General features: G+C 66.3%; 20 protein-coding genes and 1 pseudogene. 16 read left to right on the plus strand and 5 right to left on the minus strand.

The window, feature by feature from the left end; all coding sequences use genetic code 11:
- The first annotated feature begins 48 nt into the window (after positions 1–48).
- Positions 49–459 (plus strand): ester cyclase, encoded by a 411-nt coding sequence (locus H977_RS34525; RefSeq protein ID WP_051289031.1) that lies wholly within the window; start codon positions 49–51, stop codon positions 457–459.
- 218 nt (positions 460–677) lie between these two features.
- Here the strand turns inward: H977_RS34525 and H977_RS0123525 are convergent, their stop codons facing one another.
- Complete coding sequence (locus tag H977_RS0123525; protein WP_029110162.1) at positions 678–2,945, minus strand: ATP-dependent DNA ligase; 2,268 nt, start codon at positions 2,943–2,945, stop codon at positions 678–680.
- A 177-nt stretch (positions 2,946–3,122) separates the two neighbouring features.
- On the opposite strand from H977_RS0123525, the gene H977_RS0123530 reads away from it, so the two are divergent.
- The 5 genes from H977_RS0123530 to H977_RS0123550 are packed head-to-tail and all read left to right on the plus strand — an operon-like array spanning position 3,123 to position 6,950.
- Positions 3,123–4,028 carry a hypothetical protein gene (locus H977_RS0123530; protein ID WP_029110163.1) on the plus strand — a complete coding sequence of 302 codons (906 nt, stop codon included), beginning with the start codon at positions 3,123–3,125 and terminating at the stop codon, positions 4,026–4,028.
- A gap of 9 nt (positions 4,029–4,037) precedes the next feature.
- Positions 4,038–4,742 carry a hypothetical protein gene (locus tag H977_RS0123535; RefSeq protein WP_029110164.1) on the plus strand — a complete coding sequence of 235 codons (705 nt, stop codon included), beginning with the start codon at positions 4,038–4,040 and terminating at the stop codon, positions 4,740–4,742.
- The gene (locus H977_RS0123540) at positions 4,739–5,299 is read left to right on the plus strand and encodes an Rv0361 family membrane protein (protein WP_155946797.1); all 561 of its coding nucleotides are present in this window, start codon (positions 4,739–4,741) and stop codon (positions 5,297–5,299) included. The genes H977_RS0123535 and H977_RS0123540 overlap by 4 nt, the downstream gene beginning before the upstream one ends.
- A 28-nt stretch (positions 5,300–5,327) precedes the next feature.
- Complete coding sequence (locus H977_RS0123545) at positions 5,328–5,987, plus strand: cutinase family protein (RefSeq protein ID WP_081681823.1); 660 nt, start codon at positions 5,328–5,330, stop codon at positions 5,985–5,987.
- A gap of 39 nt (positions 5,988–6,026) precedes the next feature.
- A complete protein-coding gene (locus H977_RS0123550; RefSeq protein WP_029110167.1) occupies positions 6,027–6,950 on the plus strand; it encodes a carbohydrate kinase family protein in 924 nt (307 codons plus the stop codon).
- A gap of 5 nt (positions 6,951–6,955) precedes the next feature.
- On the opposite strand, the gene pdxR is transcribed toward H977_RS0123550, so the two are convergent.
- Positions 6,956–8,392 (minus strand): MocR-like pyridoxine biosynthesis transcription factor PdxR, encoded by a 1,437-nt coding sequence (pdxR, locus tag H977_RS0123555; RefSeq protein WP_029110168.1) that lies wholly within the window; start codon positions 8,390–8,392, stop codon positions 6,956–6,958.
- Positions 8,393–8,472: 80 nt separating this feature from the next.
- On the opposite strand from pdxR, the gene H977_RS0123560 reads away from it, so the two are divergent.
- Together H977_RS0123560 and ku are read left to right on the plus strand one after the other, a co-directional pair.
- Positions 8,473–9,108 carry a pyridoxamine 5'-phosphate oxidase family protein gene (locus tag H977_RS0123560; RefSeq protein ID WP_029110169.1) on the plus strand — a complete coding sequence of 212 codons (636 nt, stop codon included), beginning with the start codon at positions 8,473–8,475 and terminating at the stop codon, positions 9,106–9,108.
- A 60-nt stretch (positions 9,109–9,168) separates the two neighbouring features.
- Positions 9,169–10,062 (plus strand): non-homologous end joining protein Ku, encoded by an 894-nt coding sequence (ku, locus tag H977_RS0123565; RefSeq protein WP_029110170.1) that lies wholly within the window; start codon positions 9,169–9,171, stop codon positions 10,060–10,062.
- A gap of 1 nt (position 10,063) precedes the next feature.
- On the opposite strand, the gene H977_RS0123570 is transcribed toward ku, so the two are convergent.
- Together H977_RS0123570 and H977_RS0123575 are read right to left on the minus strand one after the other, a co-directional pair.
- Positions 10,064–10,375, minus strand: a complete 312-nt coding sequence (locus H977_RS0123570; RefSeq protein WP_029110171.1) for a hypothetical protein — start codon at positions 10,373–10,375, stop codon at positions 10,064–10,066.
- Positions 10,376–10,540: 165 nt separating this feature from the next.
- Positions 10,541–11,017, minus strand: a complete 477-nt coding sequence (locus H977_RS0123575) for a hypothetical protein (protein WP_029110172.1) — start codon at positions 11,015–11,017, stop codon at positions 10,541–10,543.
- A 185-nt stretch (positions 11,018–11,202) separates the two neighbouring features.
- Between H977_RS0123575 and H977_RS0123580 the strand changes: the two genes are divergently transcribed.
- From H977_RS0123580 to H977_RS0123610, 7 genes and pseudogenes are all read left to right on the plus strand, one after another.
- A complete protein-coding gene (locus H977_RS0123580) occupies positions 11,203–11,994 on the plus strand; it encodes an SDR family oxidoreductase (protein WP_029110173.1) in 792 nt (263 codons plus the stop codon).
- Positions 11,995–12,002: 8 nt separating this feature from the next.
- Positions 12,003–13,106: an NAD(P)H-dependent amine dehydrogenase family protein gene (locus tag H977_RS0123585; protein WP_029110174.1), complete on the plus strand. Its 1,104-nt coding sequence runs from the start codon at positions 12,003–12,005 to the stop codon at positions 13,104–13,106.
- Positions 13,103–13,369, plus strand: coding sequence for a hypothetical protein (locus H977_RS0123590; protein WP_029110175.1), 267 nt, complete (start codon positions 13,103–13,105; stop codon positions 13,367–13,369). The genes H977_RS0123585 and H977_RS0123590 overlap by 4 nt, the downstream gene beginning before the upstream one ends.
- 55 nt (positions 13,370–13,424) lie before the next feature.
- Positions 13,425–13,652 (plus strand): hypothetical protein, encoded by a 228-nt coding sequence (locus H977_RS0123595; RefSeq protein WP_029110176.1) that lies wholly within the window; start codon positions 13,425–13,427, stop codon positions 13,650–13,652.
- Positions 13,649–13,795 (plus strand): hypothetical protein, encoded by a 147-nt coding sequence (locus H977_RS35405; RefSeq protein WP_155946798.1) that lies wholly within the window; start codon positions 13,649–13,651, stop codon positions 13,793–13,795. Before H977_RS0123595 ends, H977_RS35405 begins: the two co-directional genes overlap by 4 nt.
- A 65-nt stretch (positions 13,796–13,860) precedes the next feature.
- Positions 13,861–15,087 carry an Nramp family divalent metal transporter gene (locus H977_RS0123605; protein ID WP_029110177.1) on the plus strand — a complete coding sequence of 409 codons (1,227 nt, stop codon included), beginning with the start codon at positions 13,861–13,863 and terminating at the stop codon, positions 15,085–15,087.
- Positions 15,088–15,498: pseudogene (locus H977_RS0123610) on the plus strand (gamma-glutamylcyclotransferase family protein); the annotation flags it as partial.
- Between the two features lie 5 nt (positions 15,499–15,503).
- Here H977_RS0123610 and H977_RS0123615 read toward each other — a convergent pair.
- Positions 15,504–16,598, minus strand: a complete 1,095-nt coding sequence (locus tag H977_RS0123615) for a glutamate--cysteine ligase (protein ID WP_036476951.1) — start codon at positions 16,596–16,598, stop codon at positions 15,504–15,506.
- Positions 16,599–16,660: 62 nt separating this feature from the next.
- On the opposite strand from H977_RS0123615, the gene H977_RS0123620 reads away from it, so the two are divergent.
- Positions 16,661–17,485 (plus strand): LLM class F420-dependent oxidoreductase, encoded by an 825-nt coding sequence (locus H977_RS0123620; protein ID WP_029110180.1) that lies wholly within the window; start codon positions 16,661–16,663, stop codon positions 17,483–17,485.
- The last annotated feature ends 11 nt before the right edge of the window (positions 17,486–17,496 follow it).

Raw genomic sequence — 17,496 nt, forward strand, 5'->3', positions numbered from 1 at the left:
GGACTCCAGTAGAGCACCACCAAATGATGTGAGGCGGTAAGAAATTCCATGAATCGGCGCGACGAGTACCTGAATTTGTACCTGTCCTACCTCGAGTACTGCAACAAACATGATTTCGCTGCCATGGCCACGTTCTACACACCAACCATCAAAATTGATGGCGTTGCGATGGATCCAGGCGCGGTGACGGCCCAATTCACCCCGCTGATCACGGCGTTCCCTGACTGGCACTGGGAGATGCAGCACATCCTCGTCGACGGAGACGATATCGTCGTTCGTTTCACGGTCACCGGCACCCACCGCGGGATCTTTCGAGGAATTGAGGCAACCGGTCGGCGGGTCACTGTCTCAGAGTTCACGCTCTATCACCTCCAAGACGGCAAGTTCGCCGAGGTTTGGGACCTCCTCGACACGGACGGAATCGTGGCGCAGATCCGGGAAGCTGAGCCTTTGGACTGACGACAGTTGCGGCGGGCAAGTCGCCGCCTGGCCTCGGTGCCCCCCAGGCCGCACGGATCTGGCTCCTACAGGCCGTAACTGGACGCCGGGCCTCAGAAATCCCGTCCAACCGCCCGTCTGTTGTGTCAGATGCATCACTAGTTGACCCACCTGCTCGCATAGCAGTTCGACCTGCGCCATCAACGCATTAGAGCTGCTGCGCTATGTGGCATCTGTTCCTATGATTCCCACACCACCTCGTCCGGCGTCTTGTCCGGCCGCAGCCCGCGCCAGCTGGGCTGGCGCAACCGGTGATCCGAGGTGCGCTCGCTGTAACGCACCTCCCCCACCAGCTCGGGCCGCACGAATGTGACGCCCTTGGCATCGAGCTTCGGCAAGGGCTTGCTGAACGGTGATTCCTTGGTGTGCAAGGGTTTCAGCATGCCTTTGAGCTTGGCCAGCTCTTTCTCGGTGAACCCGGTGCCGACGCGCCCGGCGAAGTGCAGACCGTCGGGGCCGGGCACTCCGAGCACCAGGGCGCCGATACCGCTGCTGCGCCCGCCCTCGCCCTGGCGCCAGCCGCCGATCACCACCTCCTGGGTGTTCCAGATCTTGTCCTTGATCCACGACGCCGAGCGCCGGCCAGGCTGATAGGTGGAATCCAGCTTCTTGGCGACCACACCTTCGAAGCGGCTTTTGCGGGCGTGTTCCATGGCCTCCGGGCCGTCACCGGCCAACGGCTCGGGCACGATGAGCCCGCCGCCGACCGCCAAGGCATCCAACACCTTTCGTCGATCGGAATACTTGGCCCGCAGTAGCGATCTTCCGTCGAGCCACAGCACGTCGAATGCCCAGAACTCCACCCGGGTCGAGCGGGCCCGGTTCTGCATCTCGCCGAAGCTGGGCACGCCGTGCTCATCGAGTGCCACCGCCTCACCGTCGAGCACCACGTGATGGTCGGCCAGATCGGCCGCCAGCGCCTGAAACTGCGGATATTCCGCGGTGACGTCGCGGCCGCGGCGCGAACGCAGTTGCAGCCGGCCATGATCGGCCTCGACCAGCACTCGGTAGCCGTCCCATTTGCCCTCGAACGCCCACTGCGTGGCCTTGAGCTTGTCCACCGAACCCTCGGTGGCCAGCATGGGCGCGAAATCCTTGGGATCGGCCGACTTCTGCTCTTTCATCCGGTGCGCCAGCCAGTTCTTGCCGTCCGTCTGGATCAGCGCGTAACGCCCGGAGATCTTCTCCCCGTGCAGCGTGACGATGACCTCACCACCCTTGTCCGGGCCATCGGGTGCGTTGTCGTTGAACTTCTCGGTCTCGTAAGTACCGGTGTCCCAGACGATGACCTTGCCACCGCCGTACTCGCCCTTGGGTATCTCGCCGTGGAACGTCAGGTATTCCATCGGGTGGTCCTCGGTGTGCACGGCGAGGTGATTGACGGATGTGGTGTCCGGAAGATTCTTGGGCACAGCCCAACTCACCAGTACGCCGTCGCGTTCCAGCCGGAAGTCGTAGTGCAGCCTTCTGGCGTGGTGCTCCTGGATGACGAACTTGTCGTTGTTGCCCGTCTCGGGCGACTCCCGCGGCACCGGCTCAGGGGTCTTGGCGGCGTCGCGCATGCTGCGGTAGGTCGTGAGTTTATCTGCCACCGGCGCGTTTTCGTCGAGACCGGCCAGCAGGTCGCCGTCGTCGGAAACCCGTTGCAGCACTTCGTCGAAGCTCAGGTGCCGCAGATCCGGATCACCGATCTCGTCCCAGCTGCGGGGTGCGGCGACGGTCGGATGCTCGCGTCCGCGCAGCGAGTAGGGCGCGATCGTGGTCTTGGCCGCGTTGTTCTGGCTCCAGTCCAGGAACACCTTCTGATCCCGCAGGCTGCGGGTCATGGTGGCGGTGACCAGTTTGGGCATCGCCTGTTCCAGTTGCACGGCCACCCGCTTGGCCAGTACCGACGCTCCCCGCGAGCTGATCGGCTCCGCCAGCGGCACATAGAGGTGCAGGCCCTTGCTGCCGCTGGTGAGCGGGTACGTCGTCAACCCGATATCGCCCATCAGCTCCCGCACCGCCTGGGCCACCTCGCACAGCTGCGGCATGGTGACACCCTCGCCGGGGTCGAGATCGAACACGATGCGGGTGGCCGGGCCCTGAGCACCGTCGGGGGTGAACCGCCATTGCGGGACATGCACTTCCAACGAGGCCTGCTGCCCGATCCACGCCAGGCCCTCGCGGGTGTTGATGATGGGATAAGCCGTGGTCCCGGATTTGTGCACGATGGTGCCGCGCTCCAGCCAGTCCGGAGCCGACGACGCCAGCTGCTTTTCGAAGAACGACGGCTCGGCGACCCCGTTGGGCCAGCGTTTGCGGGTCACCGGGCGCCCGGCGATATGCGGCAGCATCACTTCGGCGATGCTCAGGTAGTAGTCGAACACCTCGGCTTTGGTGGTGCCCGTCGCGGGATAGAGCACCTTGTCGGGATTCGTCAGCCGAACCCGTTCGTAACGCTCCATCTTCCCAACCTATACGCGACCGTGAACAGGCAGTTCTTCTCCGGTTATGTACCCAAAAGGTGTGCACCCGAAAGCCCATCAGTTTCAGTGACCACGGCCTGGGCTGTCTGAGCCTAAAATGACCACGATCGAGACCCGTGCCGCACATGACGTTCGGACACGGACGCGCCTTGGGGGATGGCCGAGATGGATCGATGCAAGTTCGTCGTAGCACTGATACTCGCCATCCTGGCGTGCACGAGTGCCTTGACGGTCGCGGCACCAGCAGCGTGGGCCACTACGACGAAGATGGACATCTGTCCGGATCTCGTAGCTGCCGAAGCCAGCCATGATCAGCGCAGAAGCCAGCACAACAGCTACCAGCCCAATCCGTACGACCACGCAGCCGTAGACGCTTACAACGCTGAAGCCGATGCACTGAACGCCGAGCGGGCGGTGCTTCAGCAGCGCGATCGCGGATGCGTCGAGGCCGTCCGGCTGATCAACGACGGAAATCCGGACGGTCCGTCGTTCAAACCGCCCAGCCCGGGCAAGATACGAGATGTAGGGGTGCAACGCCAGATCGTCGCAGAATCCGGATGGTCTCCGACTCCGCTGCAGAGTGTCAAGGACATGGAGCGCGCACGCCACCTGGTTCCGAAAGATCTGTCGGGGTTGTATCGGGAAATCCGCAAGGACAATCCACTTTCAGCGAGGGCGATCGGCGACGTCCCGCTCAATGGTTCGGCTCGGCCCAGCGGAACGGATACCAATCGGGCATACCCGGACCAGACATACGGCTTCCTGGCTGACGGCACGACGCCCAGGGTTTCGGCCGACCATATCGTTCCACTTGCCGCCCTCATTCAGATGCCCGGCTTCAAGGACCTGAATGCCCGCAACATGATGGTCGTAGCCACCACGCCCGCAAATATGCAATGGATGGGCAGCGGCCCGAATTCGGGCAAGAGTTCCGGCAGCCCGCTCCGACTCCTGCCGAAAGCCGATTCCGCCTGGGTGGATGAACAGGTCGCGCTGCAAACGCAGAAGATGACCGACATGCAGAAGCTCATAGATGCGCTCCTCGCGAGCCAGGGCCCTTAGGAGGTCGCAGTGGCAGAGTATGCAGTCGACGATATCCTCGCCGAGGTCGGCGGCGGGGACGCCACGTGGACGCCTGTCGGTGCACAATCACCGGAACTGGCAGTGATCCCGCAGAATTGGCGACCGATAGCGTCCGCGTCCACCTCATCGGAAAGATGTCGCCACGCCCTGTCCCTGTGGGGCACGGATTTCACGGAGCTGCTCCCCGGCTTTGTCCGACGATTTCGGGACGAGCTCTCGGATGTCAGGGTCTTTCGACGACAACTGGGTGATGCGTTCGAAAACGTTCTCATTTATGCGGCGGGACGGGACAGGGATGGCTTTCCGGCATTGTGGCTCGGCTGGGATCCTGACCTCCTCGGACGGCCCGCTGCGGAATTTTTCGATTGCTTTCCCGATGCCGTACAGACATTCCTGCGCGAAGTGCATCCGGGATTTACCGGGCAGGATTGGGAGTCTTATGGCATCAAGCGCCCAGACACCTGGGAGAGCTTTGAAGGATACGACTGGTTTTCGAGCGAGAGTTTTGCCGAGATCGAGTCCACACCCTCGCAATTGATGTGGTTCACGAAGGATTCCGGTCAGCTGTATTACTGCGTGAACAGTCGCCTACCCGGGACGGTGACCCTCGGCTACGAAGGCAATTTCGATCCGCCCGGTGAATTCGCCGCGGAACTCGACGAGCTCCTGGTGCGTCGCTGGGACGAACAATGACCACGCCTCCGTCACAACCGCCACCCTGGCCGCCGCCTCAGCCGCCGCACTGGCCGCCGCCCCAACCGTTCAACGCGCCTTATCCGCAACCGCCGCACTGGCCGCCCGCCCCACCGCCCGTCAAGAAGTCCCGAGCCGGATGGTGGATCGCCTCCGTTGTGGTGGTCACGTTGCTCGTCGCCGGCGGGGTGTTGGCATACTTCACGCTGCCAGGCGGCCCGAAATCGACAGAACAGGAGATCCGTTCCAGAGCAATCAGTTTCGCCGAGGCGGTCGACACGGACGATCAGCGGGAAGTATTGGACTTGATGTGTGCGGAGGAGGCCGGCGAACTTCTGGAGCTCGATACCTGGGACCCTCTGGGCCCCCGGTCGCCCGACCCGTCGCGAAGTAAACCGATCACCGTAACGGACGTGACCGTTCGGGGTGACGTCGCGCAGGCCAAGTTCACCCGGTCCGATCCGCCTCTGGAGGGGGCGCTGTACTTCCTGAACGAGGACGGAGCGTGGAAGCTGTGCGACAGCGTCTCACAGCAGTTCGACGATGCACCGGGCTGATGCGCCGCCAAAATGTGAACATGGGTGGATGTTGCTGAACACCGCAGTCCTCCGGTCGGCCATGGCGGTATCGATTGCGGCCGCGGTTCTCACCGGTCCGGCGCCTGCGGCATCGGCCGACCCGTGTTCGGACGTCGAGGTGGTGTTCGCCCGTGGCACTGGTGAACCGCCCGGAATCGGCCGGGTGGGCCAGGCACTGGTCGACCAACTCGCGCCCAGGATCGCGCCCCGCAACCTCGGCGTGTACGCGGTGAACTATCCCGCCGGGCTCAACTTCCTGACCACCGCGGACGCCGCGAACGACGCGGCCGGACACATCTCGTGGCTGGCCGAGCAATGCCCGGGCACCCAGGTGGTGCTGGGCGGATTCTCGCAGGGCGCAGCGGCGGTCTCGATGCTGGCGGGCGTCCCGCCGATCGGTGACCGGATCGGCACCATCGGTTCGGCTCCCGCGTTGCCTCCCGAGGGTGCCGACCGGGTCGCTGCGGTCGCGGTGTTCGGCAATCCCGGCAACCGGTTCGGCACGCCGCTGTCGGGCTCCGGGCAGTTCGCCGGGCGGGCCATCGACCTGTGCAGTCCGGGCGATCCGATCTGTGTCCAGGGTGGTCGTCTCCGGGCAGCGCACAGCGCCTACGAGCTGCCCCCGTACCCCGATCAGGCGGCGTCGTTCATCACCGGACGCCTGTAAGCCGTCCGCCACCGAGTCCAACCCACCTACCATGGAGCCATGAGCCGGGCCCTGGTCATTGGCGAGGCGCTGATCGACGTCGTCGAGAGCGACGGCAGGATCGGTGGTGAATATGTCGGCGGCAGCCCGCTGAACGTGGCCGTCGGCCTCGGCCGGTTGGGCCGCGGCGTCGACTTCCTCACCCACATCGCCGAGGACGCGCGCGGCCGGCGCATCGCCGAATACGTCGAAACCTCTGGTGTGCAACTGGTTTCGGGCAGCAAGACGGCCGGGCGAACACCTTCCGCGACGGTCACCCTGGACACCGCGGGATCGGCCCAGTACAGCTTCGACATCGACTGGCAGCTGACCGGCACACCCGAGGTGGCCACGCCTCTGCTGGTCCACACCGGTTCGATCGCCACCGTGCTTGAGCCGGGGTGTCGCGCTGCCGCCGCTCTGCTGGACGCCTACCGGATGTCGGCGACCATCAGCTTCGATCCCAATATCCGGCCGGCCGTCATCCGGGACGACGACATTGCCCGCGGGCGCATCGACCGGCTCGTCGAGCGCGCTGACATCGTCAAAGCCTCCGAACAGGACCTGCGCTGGATGGACCCCCGGCACTCCCCCGAACAGATCGCGCGGGCCTGGCTGGAGGTGGGCCCGTCGATCGTCACGGTGACCTCGGGTGAGCGGGGCGCCTTCGCGGTGTGCCGGGCGGGCACCGTGACGGTTCCGGCGCGGCCGGTGCAGGTGGCGGACACCGTCGGGGCCGGCGACGCCTTCATGGCGGGCCTGCTCGATGCCCTGTGGACGTTGGGGTTGCTCGGCGCCGACCGCCGTCGCGATCTCGGGCGCATCGGTACCGACGCACTCGAAGGTGTCCTGAAATCGGCGGCACTGTCGGCGGCGTTGACGGTGGCCCGACCCGGTGCCGACCTGCCGGACATCGCCGCGCGAGACGCCGCGGCGCAGGCCTGAGCGCATCAGACGCGACTGATCACGTCCGCGATGAGCTCGGCCACCGCGTGAGCCTGTGTCTCGGGCAGGCGCGCGTATCCGCACACCAGTCCCTGTGCGCCGGCACTTTCCGGGACGGCCGAAAAGTACGCCGACAGCGGCGATACGGTGACACCCCGATCTCGCAGTGTGGCAGCGACGGCCATGTCGTCGGTCTCGTCGGGCAGCCGCAGTACCAGGTGCAGGCCCGCCTCGACTCCCTCCAGTTCGATGTCCGCGCACCGTGTTTCGAGCGCACCGACGAGCGCCGCGCGCCGTGCCGAGTACGTGCGTGCCGCCCTGGCCAGGTGACGGGTCAGCGCGCCCGATTCGATGAACCGCGCCAACGCGAGAGTGGTGACCCCGCAGACTGATTCACCGCTGGCCTCCAGGGTGCGGACCACAGCTTCCCGCAGCGCGGCGGGCGGCAACAGCCAGGCGATCCGCAAGGTGGGCGTGAGCATCTTGGACGCGGTCCCGATGTAGGCCACACAGTCACGGCCGCCGGCGATACCGCGCAATGCGGGCAGTGCGGACACGTCGTACCGGAACTCACCGTCGTAGTCGTCCTCGATGAGCAGGCTCCCGGTCCGGGCAGCCCACTGGACCAGACGGGCACGGCGGGGCACCGGTAGCCGCGCCCCGAGCGGATATTGGTGTGCCGGAGTGCAATACACGGCCGCATCCGAATCGCGCAACGCTTCCGGGTCTAGGCCGTCGTCGTCGACCGGCACGGCACGGATCCGGGCTCCGGACATCTCGAACGCCAGCCGCGCCTCGTCGTAACCGGGTTCCTCGAACGCGATATCGCGTCCGAGCAGTCCGGCCGCCGCGGTGACGGTACGCAGCGCCGAGGCCACGCCGGGCACGATGATCAGTTCGCCGGGGTCTGCGACGATGCCGCGGGTGCGACGGAGATGGCCGGCCAGCGCCAGACGGAGTTCGGCATGCCCGCGCGGTCCTGCTGCGACGGCAGGGACGGGCGCGGCCGCGGCTGCCCGCCAGGCACGCCGCCAATCGGTGGTCGAGATCAGCTGCGGATCGGGGTGGCCGGGCGTGAGGTCCCACGCGGGCGGCTGCTGACGCGGGGTGGGTGGCGACGCGGCGGTGGCCGAGCTCGAGCTGACGTGCGACGCCGCACCCGCGTGGGCTGCGGCGTCAGCGCCGGCGGCGATCCGGGTGCCCGATCCCGGCCGAGCGGTGGTGTAGCCGGCAGCGGCGAGCTCGTCGTACGCGTCGACCACGGACGAGCGCGCCACGGCGAGCTCGGCGGCCAGGCTGCGTGTCGACGGCAGCACGTCGCCGGGACCGAGCCGGCCCAGCCGGATCTGTTCGATGACGGCCGCCGCGACGCGCTGGCGCAGCGGTGACCCGTCGTCGGGCAGCCGCAAGGCCAAGTGCAGCGGGGGTGCGTGGCGCGCCATGCCGGCCACGATAGTGGTCTGCACTTCCTTGCCAATTCTGGATCTTCTGACCATGCCGGAATCCCCGCAGAATTCGTTGGGTGAAGCAGATCAGGAGACTCCAGGAATACGCCCGCGGCCACCGGGCCGATCTCGACGCAGTGCTCGACGCCGCATCCGTGGGCACGCTCGCGACTGTGGTGGACGGACAGCCGTGGGTCGTGCCCATGCTCTACGCCCGCGACGGCGACCGGGTGATCCTGCACGGGTCGACGGGTGCGGGAGCGCTGCGGCAGGTCGCGGCAGGGGCGCCCGCCGCGTTCTGCGTGACGCTTCTCGACGGAATCGTGGTGGCGGACACGCTTTTCGACTCCACCGCCAACTACCGATCAGCTGTCGTTCGGGGGCAGCTGACCGTCATCGATCCGGGTGAGGCCGCCTACGCGCTGGATCTGATGAGCGATTCGCTGATACCCGGCCGCAGTTCGGAGGTGCGGTCCAGCACGAAGAAGGAGCTCGCCGCGACGCTGACGATCGCCCTTCCGATCACGCCCGAAGGCTGGACGGTCAAGGTGCGCGACGCACCGCCGGATCCGCCCGAGGACGCGGCCGCTTCCGGCACGTGGGCCGGAGTCGTGCCATTGCGGACCGTGGCCGGCGATCCGATCCCGGCGCCGTGGCTGGGCGCGGATGTCCAGCCACCGGAGTCGGTGTACCGCCTGGTCAACGGCACCTGACGCGGCGCACCGATCCGGTGGTTCTTCGCACACGCGCCGATATCAAGCCATACTGGGCAAATGCGATCCATCTGGAAGGGTTCGATCGCCTTCGGCCTGGTGAACGTGCCGGTCAAGGTCTACAGCGCGACCGAGGACCACGACATCAAGTTTCATCAGGTCCACGCCAAGGACAATGGGCGGATCCGCTACAAGCGGGTCTGCGAGGTGTGTGGCGAGGTCGTCGAGTTCCGCGATATCAACAAAGCGTTCGAATCCGACGACGGACAGATGGTGGTGATCACCGACGAGGACATCGCCACGCTGCCCGAGGAACGCAGCCGCGAGATCGAAGTCGTCGAGTTCATCCCAGCCGAGCAGCTCGATCCGTTGATGTACGACAAGAGCTACTTCCTGGAGCCTGACTCGAAGTCCTCGAAGTCGTATGTGCTGCTGGCCAAGACTCTGGCCGAGACCGAGCGGGTGGCCATCGTGCACTTCTCGCTGCGCAACAAGACACGGCTGGCCGCGTTGCGGGTCAAGGACTTCAGCAAGCGCAACGTCATGATGATCCACACCCTGCTGTGGCCCGATGAGATCCGCGATCCCGATTTCCCGGTGCTGGACAAGGAAGTCGAGATCAAGCCGGCCGAGTTGAAGATGGCCGGTCAGGTCGTGGAGTCCATGACCGACGACTTCAAACCGGACCGGTTCCGCGACGACTACCAGGAACAGCTGCACGAGCTCGTTCAGGCGAAACTCGAAGGCGGAGAAGCATTCGCGGTCGAAGAGCAGCCCACAGAACTCGACGAGACCGAGGATGTGTCCGACCTGCTGGCCAAGCTGGAGGCCAGTGTCAAGGCACGCGGCAGCGGCGATTCCAAGGAGCCCGCCAAGAAGGCGCCGGCCAAGAAAGCACCGGCGAAGAAGGCTGCGAAAAAGGCCCCGGCCAAAAAGTCAGCCGCCAAGAAATAGCTCAGCGGCGGCAATCCAGGTCCACGTACACCGTCGTGTATTGCAGGTTCTGCCCCGGGTTGAACGACGTGACGCCTGCCGCACCGACCGGTATCTGCGGCCCGGTGACCGAATGTCCTTGACGGACAGCACTCACCGTGCACTCGTCGATGCCTTTGGTGCCGACCTTGCTCAAGATCACCCGGTACCCCTCACTCTGCAGCTGACTGATGGTCTCGCTCGCCGACGCCTCGCTCGGCGCGCCGGCGGCCGTCGCAGCCGACGCCGTTCCGAGTCCACACAGCCCGACACCGACGGCCAGCACATTTCTCATGTTCCGTGTCACTGAATTCAGCCCATCCTTCCGATCCCGTTGAAGTGGGCTAAACGTATGTCGCCGAATTCCGTTGTCCGACAGACTCATACCGAATCCATACGGGTTAACGCGCAGCGAACATCGCCGAAACAACACGTTTACATCGACCCGGCGCAACCGCCGTCAAGCTGGCACGTCGACCCGCAGCGCCTCGTGTTCGTCCAGAATCCGGCGCAGTGCCGCATCCATGGGGTGGGCGGATTCGAGGTCATGGCTGCACCGGCGATCGACCGCGACCACCGCTCCCGCACTCAGGGGTGTGTGTTCGATCTGGTCGACGAATCCGTCGAACATCATGTGCGGAGTCGCCAAGTAGTACAGGCCGCGACGGGCGTCGGCGAACCGTGCGCCGTACATCAGGCCGCACTGGGTGATGACGAACAACTCCGATGCCGGATGAACATGGCCCGGGTGCCCCAACTCCTCCTCACCCCACACCTCCGCGGCCGTTCGGGCTTGAGCCAACCGGTCCTGCAGGTCATCGGTGCACGCGAGCAGGCGGTGGACGAGGGTGCCCGCCGTCGACGGGTAGTGGTCGATCGCGGGCCTGAAATACCGCGCGAAAACGTCGCCGAAGAAGTCATATCGCTGCTGGGCCATCGTGGCTCCCCGTCTTGAGCTGACCACTCAATTGTGCGCCCGCCACCGCGGCCGCGCAGCGGCTTCGGGCAACCCGACGTGACTCGCGAAGCGACATGCCGCACGACTAGAACGTGTTTCAGAAACGCTCCACGCGTGTCGACCCACCCTGCTAGCGTGGCGCCGAACAAGGGAACGGAGTGTAGGTGATTCTCGACAGATTTCGACTGGACGACAAAGTTGCCATCGTCACGGGAGCAGGGCGCGGGCTGGGTGCCGCCACCGCTCTGGCTTTCGCCGAAGCTGGTGCCGACGTGCTCATCGCGGCCCGCACACAGGCTCAACTCGACGAGGTCGCAGAGCAGATCGCCGAGACCGGGCGCAAGGCCCACGTCGTCGTCGCCGACCTGGCCCACCCCGAGGCCACCGCCGAACTCGCGGCCGCCGCGGTGGAGGCGTTCGGGAAACTAGACATCGTCGTCAACAACGTCGGCGGCACCATGCCCGCACCGCTGCTGAACACATCCACCCAGGATCTGCGCAATGCGTTCACCTTCAACGTGTCGACCGCGCATGCCCTGACGTGTGCGGCCGTGCCGCTGATGCTCGAACACTCCGGCGGCGGCAGCATCATCAACATCACCTCCACGGTGGGGCGCCTGGCCGGGCGCGGATTCGCCGCCTACGGCACCGCCAAAGCCGCCCTCGCGCATTACACCCGGCTCTCGGCACTGGATCTGTGTCCCCGCATCCGCGTCAATGCCATCGCCCCGGGTTCGATCCTCACCTCGGCCCTCGACATCGTCGCCTCCAACGAGGCGCTGCGCGACCCGATGGAGAAGGCCACCCCGCTGCGCCGGCTCGGCGATCCGGCCGATATCGCCGCCGCCGCGGTGTACCTGTCGTCACCGGCGGGCAGCTATCTGACCGGCAAGGTGCTCGAAGTCGATGGCGGCCTGAATATGCCCAATCTCGATCTGCCCATCCCTGACCTCTGAGGAGAACAATGACCATTCGCGTTGCCGCGGTCGGCACCGGAAACGTCGGCAAGCATGCGCTCACGCAACTCGTCACCAATCCGGACTACGAACTCACCGGTGTCTGGGTGTCCTCGGCGGCCAAGGCCGGCAAGGATGCCGGAGAGCTTGCGGGCCTTGATGTTTCGACGGGCATCCTGGCCACCGATGACCTCGACGCCATCCTGGCCGACAAGCCGGACTGCGTGGTCTACACCGCGCTGGCCGACAACCGGTTGCCCGAGGCACTCGAGGATTACCGCCGCATCCTGGCTGCCGGCGTCAACGTGGTGGCCAGTTCCGCGGTGTTCCTGCAGTACCCGTGGGGAGTCCTGCCGGCCGAGCTGATCGAGCCCATCGAGAGTGCCGCCCAGGCGGGCAGCGCCAGCATCTTCGTGAATGGCATCGACCCCGGTTTCGCCAATGACCTTCTGCCCCTTGCCATTGCCGGCACCTGTCAGCAGATCGAGCAGATCCGCTGCATGGAGATCGTCGACTACGCCACGTACAACAGCGCGGCGGTGATGTTCGATGTGATGGGCTTCGGCAAGCCGATCGACGAAACCCCGATGCTGTTGCAACCCGGCGTACTCAGCCTGGCGTGGGGTTCGGTGGTCCGGCAGCTGGCCGCCGGCCTGGGCATCGAGCTCGATGAGGTGACCGAGGAGCACACCCGGGTCCCGGCGCCGGAGGACTTCGACATCGCGGCCGGGCACATCCCGGCCGGCACCACTGCCGCACTGCGTTTCGAGGTGCGCGGCATGCGCGACGGCAAGGCCGCGGTGGTGCTGGAGCACGTGACGCGGCTGCGCGACGACCTGTGCCCGGAGTGGCCCCAGCCCGCCCAGGAGGGCGGCTCGTACCGGGTGGTGGTGACCGGCGAACCGTCCTACACCCTTGACCTGTGCCTGAGCAGCCCCAACGGCGACCACAACCACGCCGGTCTGGTCGCCACGGCGGCGCGGGTGGTCAACGCGATCCCGGCGGTCGTGGCGGCGGATCCGGGTATCCGGACCACGCTCGATCTGCCGTTGATCACCGGTCGGGGTCTGTACGCTGCGGCTAGAACCCCGTTGGAAGGATCGCTGCGATGAAAATCCGCCTCACCACGCTCACCGGTTGCCTGATCGTCGGCGGCGCTTCCGCGGCGGTCGCCCTGGCCCCACTGGCCTCGGCCGAACCCAGCGCGCCCAGTGAACCTCGCCTGCTGCCGCAGTGTGAGGTGACGGGCGGCAGCTCGGTCGAGGGCGGCCAGACCACCGAATGCGCCACCGAGGGCAACGTGCAGATCGATTCCACGCCGCCACAACCGGGCTACGGGATGTTCCCCTGGGACGACGAGTTTTTTGTTCTCTGACCAGCGCTGACGACACCATTCAGACGTAGACTTACTCCAGCGATCGGAGTAGGTCATGACCAATACCTCTCGATGCCTGGCCGCGTTGCTGGCGGTGCCGTGTTTCGCGATCCTCATGGCACCTGCTGGTTCGGCCGCACCGAAATGCACCAGTATCGGACCGAACACCACCCAGTGCCAGACCAATGGCAGCACTCAGATCGTCACCTCGCCGCCGGCGATGAATTACGGTCCTTGGTACGGCTGGGGATTCGGTTTCGGAGGCTTTGGCATCGGATGGTGAAGGTCATTGGCCCGTACCTGCCGTACGCCTGTGATCCCGCGTATGCCGCGCTCTGCTACGACAACATTCCCGGCATCGCGATCGACTTCGCCGGCGGAGACCACGATGGCGGTGGCGGCGGGCGTCACCCGCACCGCCGCTGATTACCGGATCAGGTTTCGGGTACCCTAACTTTTCTATTCGCATACCCGGATAGAAGGTAGGGCCGTTGTTAGAGGACATCAAGGCGCGTACGACGCCGAGCTGGCTGCTGCTCGGGCCGGCTTTCGTCGCCGCCATCGCCTACGTCGACCCCGGGAACGTCGCTGCCAACGTCAGCGCGGGCGCCCAGTTCGGCTACCTGCTGGTCTGGGTCATCGTGGTGGCCAATGCCATGGCAGGGCTGGTGCAGTACCTCTCGGCCAAGCTCGGCCTGGTCACCGGCCGTTCCCTACCCGAAGTGGTCGCCGACCATACGCGCACCCCGACCCGCGTCGCCTACTGGATACAGGCTGAATTGGTCGCTGTCGCAACCGATCTCGCCGAAGTCGTCGGCGGAGCGATCGCCCTGCACCTGCTGTTCGACCTGCCGCTGCTACTGGGCGGCGTCATCACCGGAGCGGTGTCACTGCTACTGCTGAGCTTGCAGAACCAGCGCGGCCAGCAGGTGTTCGAGCGGGTGATCACCGGATTGCTGATGATCATCGCGATCGGATTTCTGACCAGCCTGTTCGTCGAGGCTCCCCCGGCCGCCGACGTCGCGGGCGGGCTGATCCCCCGGTTCCAGGGCGCCGAAAGCCTGCTGCTGGCCACCGCGATGCTCGGCGCCACGGTGATGCCGCACGCCGTGTACCTGCACTCCGGCCTGGCCCGAGATCGCCACGGCCACCCCGAGCCGGGCGCCCGGCGACGGCGCCTGCTGCGGGTGACCCGCTACGACGTCGGGCTCGCCATGCTGCTGGCGGGTGCGGTGAACCTGGCCATGCTGCTGGTCGCGGCAACCAACCTGCAGGGTCGCGACAACACGGATTCGATCGAAGGTGCCCACGCCGCCGTCCGCGACACCCTGGGCCCGACGGTCGCCTTGCTGTTCGCGATCGGACTGCTGGCCTCCGGCCTGGCCTCCACCTCCGTCGGCGCGTACGCGGGCGCCATGATCATGCAGGGACTGCTGCGTCGCTCCTACCCGCTGCTGCTGCGCCGGCTGGTCACCCTGATCCCGGCGCTGGTCGTCCTGGCCATCGGAGTCGACCCCAGCCGGGCCCTGGTGCTGTCCCAGGTCGTGCTCTCCTTCGGCATACCGCTGGCCCTGATCCCGTTGGTGCGGTTGACCAGCAACCCGACCCTGATGGGCGACGACGTCAACCACCGCGTCACCACCACACTCGGCTGGGGCGTAGCCGGGTTGATTAGTGTGCTCAACGTGGTGCTGATCTATCTGACCGTGAAGGGCTGAATGCTTCACCCGTACTTCGCCTACGGCTCGAATCTGTGCGTGACACAGATGGCCCGGCGCTGTCCGGGGGCGCTCCATCCCCGACCGGCCCGCCTGGAAGGCCACAGCTGGTTGATCAACCAGCGCGGCGTGGCCACCATCGAGCCGCTCGGCGCAGCACAGGTCCACGGCGTCTTGTGGCACGTCACCGACCACGATCTGGCCGCACTCGACGTCGCCGAGGGCGTACCGGTGCGCTATCGCCGGGACCGGCTGACCGTGCACACTGCCGGCGGCCACGAACCGGCCTGGGTCTACATCGACCATCGCGTCGAACCCGGGCCGCCGCGGCCGGGCTATCTGGAACGTATCCTGGCCGGCGCGGCGCATCACCAACTTCCGCATTCCTGGGTCGAGTTCCTGCGCGGCTGGGCCGCTTAGCCGTCGGCCACAGCCGCCGCCAATTCGCTTATCACGTCGGCAATTTCGTGCCGCCGCCGCCAGGCCCGACGCTGCCGCATCGCGCCGTTGCCCTCGGCCGCGATCCGGGCGATCTCGTCACGGACCATCTCGTAGTCGCCCAACCGCAACAGCGCGGGCCGCACCGTTTCGACGAACCGGTCGAGCAACTGCCGCGCAGGCACTGTCGCCTGATCGCCCAACAGATCGATGCCGTCACCGTCCAGGCCGTCGTGAGCGGCCTTCCAATGGGCTGCGCGGATCTGGTAATCCGCCAACCGCGGAACCGATTCACCTTCGTCGTGCCCGCGCAGCGCGGTCATCACCCCGGCCCGGATCAGCGTGGCGACCAACACCGTCTCGGCGACGGTGGCCGGCACGTCGGACACCCGCACTTCCACCGTCGGGAAATTCGCCGACGGACGGACATCCCAATAGATCATGCCGTCGTCCAGCGCAGCGCCGGCTCCCTCCAGCATCGCCACGGCAGCGTCGTACTGCGCGGCCGAATCGAAATGCGGCGGCGGGCCTGAGCTCGGCCACCGCGACCACAGCACGCTGCGGAAGCTGGCATAGCCGCTGTCGGTGTTGCGGTAGATCGCCGAGTTCGCGGTCAGTGCCAGCAACACATGCAGCCACGGCCGCAGCCAGTTGCTGACATAGATGGCATGCGGTCGGCTGGGGACCGCGACATGGACGTGGCAGCCGCAGATGCCCTGCTCGTGGGCGATCATGCCGAAGTGGTGGGCGATCCTGCGGTAGCGCGCGGTCGGTGTCACGGGGAATTTGTGCGGCACGGTCGGCGGCAGCCCGACGGCCAGCAGCTGGGCCCCGCCGGCGGCGGCCTCGCCGGCAATCCGGCGCAACCGGGTCAGTTCGGAGTGCAGAGCGGCACTGGTGTCCATGACGTCCGTCGTGGTCTCGACCTGGCAGCTGGTCAGCTCCAGTTGCAGGTCCACCCCGTGCTCGGCGGCGTAGGCGGCGACCTGTTTGTTACGGGCGATTGGTTCGCCGCGCTCCGGATCGACGAGCAGGAACTCCTCCTCGACACCCACCGTCGGATGACTCACCACGGCTGAGAATTGCCCGCCGAAGACACCCCCAAACCTGCAGCCGCCGTGCCTAAGATCGGGTGATGCCCAACGATTTCCGCTTTGGCGTCAGCTTGCGCGCCACCGGATCCCAATCCCAGATCGCCGACGCAGCGCGGCAGGCCGAGGATCTCGGCTTCGACGTGCTCAACGTGCCCGACCATCTCGGTGCGCCCGCCCCGTTCCCGACCCTGACCGCGGTGGCCGCGGCGACCGGCAGGCTGCGCATCGGGACGTTCGTGCTCAACGCCGGCTTCTACAAGCCGGCGTTGCTGGCGCGCGACGCCACCGCGCTGCGGGACCTGTCCGGCGGACGCTTCGACCTCGGCCTCGGCGCGGGCTATGTGCGCGAGGAGTTCGAGGCCGCCGAACTGCCGTTCCCCAGCGCGCGCGACCGCATCGACCATATGCGCCACACCATCGAATACCTGGGTGAGCATGCGCCCGACATCCCGATCCTCGTCGCGGGCAACGGCGACCGGCTGCTGACGGTGGCCGCCCAGACCGCCGACATCATCGGGCTCACCGGAGGCGACGGCGTCAACGACGGCGACAGTGACCCATTGGCTGAGCGAGTTTCCTTCTTGCGCAACGCTGCCGGTGACCGGTTCGAGCAGCTTGAACTCAACATCGCCATCACCGCGATGCCCGCTCCCGGCAGCGAGATGCCGATCCTCAACGTTCCCCGCCATTTCCTGCCGGGGCTCAGCGACGAACAGCTCCTGCGGCACCCCGGGGTGCTCTCGGGCTCGGTCAGCGCCATGGCCGACCACATTCGCGGTCTGCGCGAGAAGTACGGCATCACCTACATCATCGTGCAGATCGCACATGCCGAGACGTTCGGGAAAGTGATCGCCGAACTCCGGTAGAAGTTCTTCCC

It is taken from the genome of Mycobacterium sp. URHD0025, assembly GCF_000426065.1.
In the GTDB taxonomy this organism is placed as follows: Bacteria; Actinomycetota; Actinomycetes; order Mycobacteriales; family Mycobacteriaceae; genus Mycobacterium.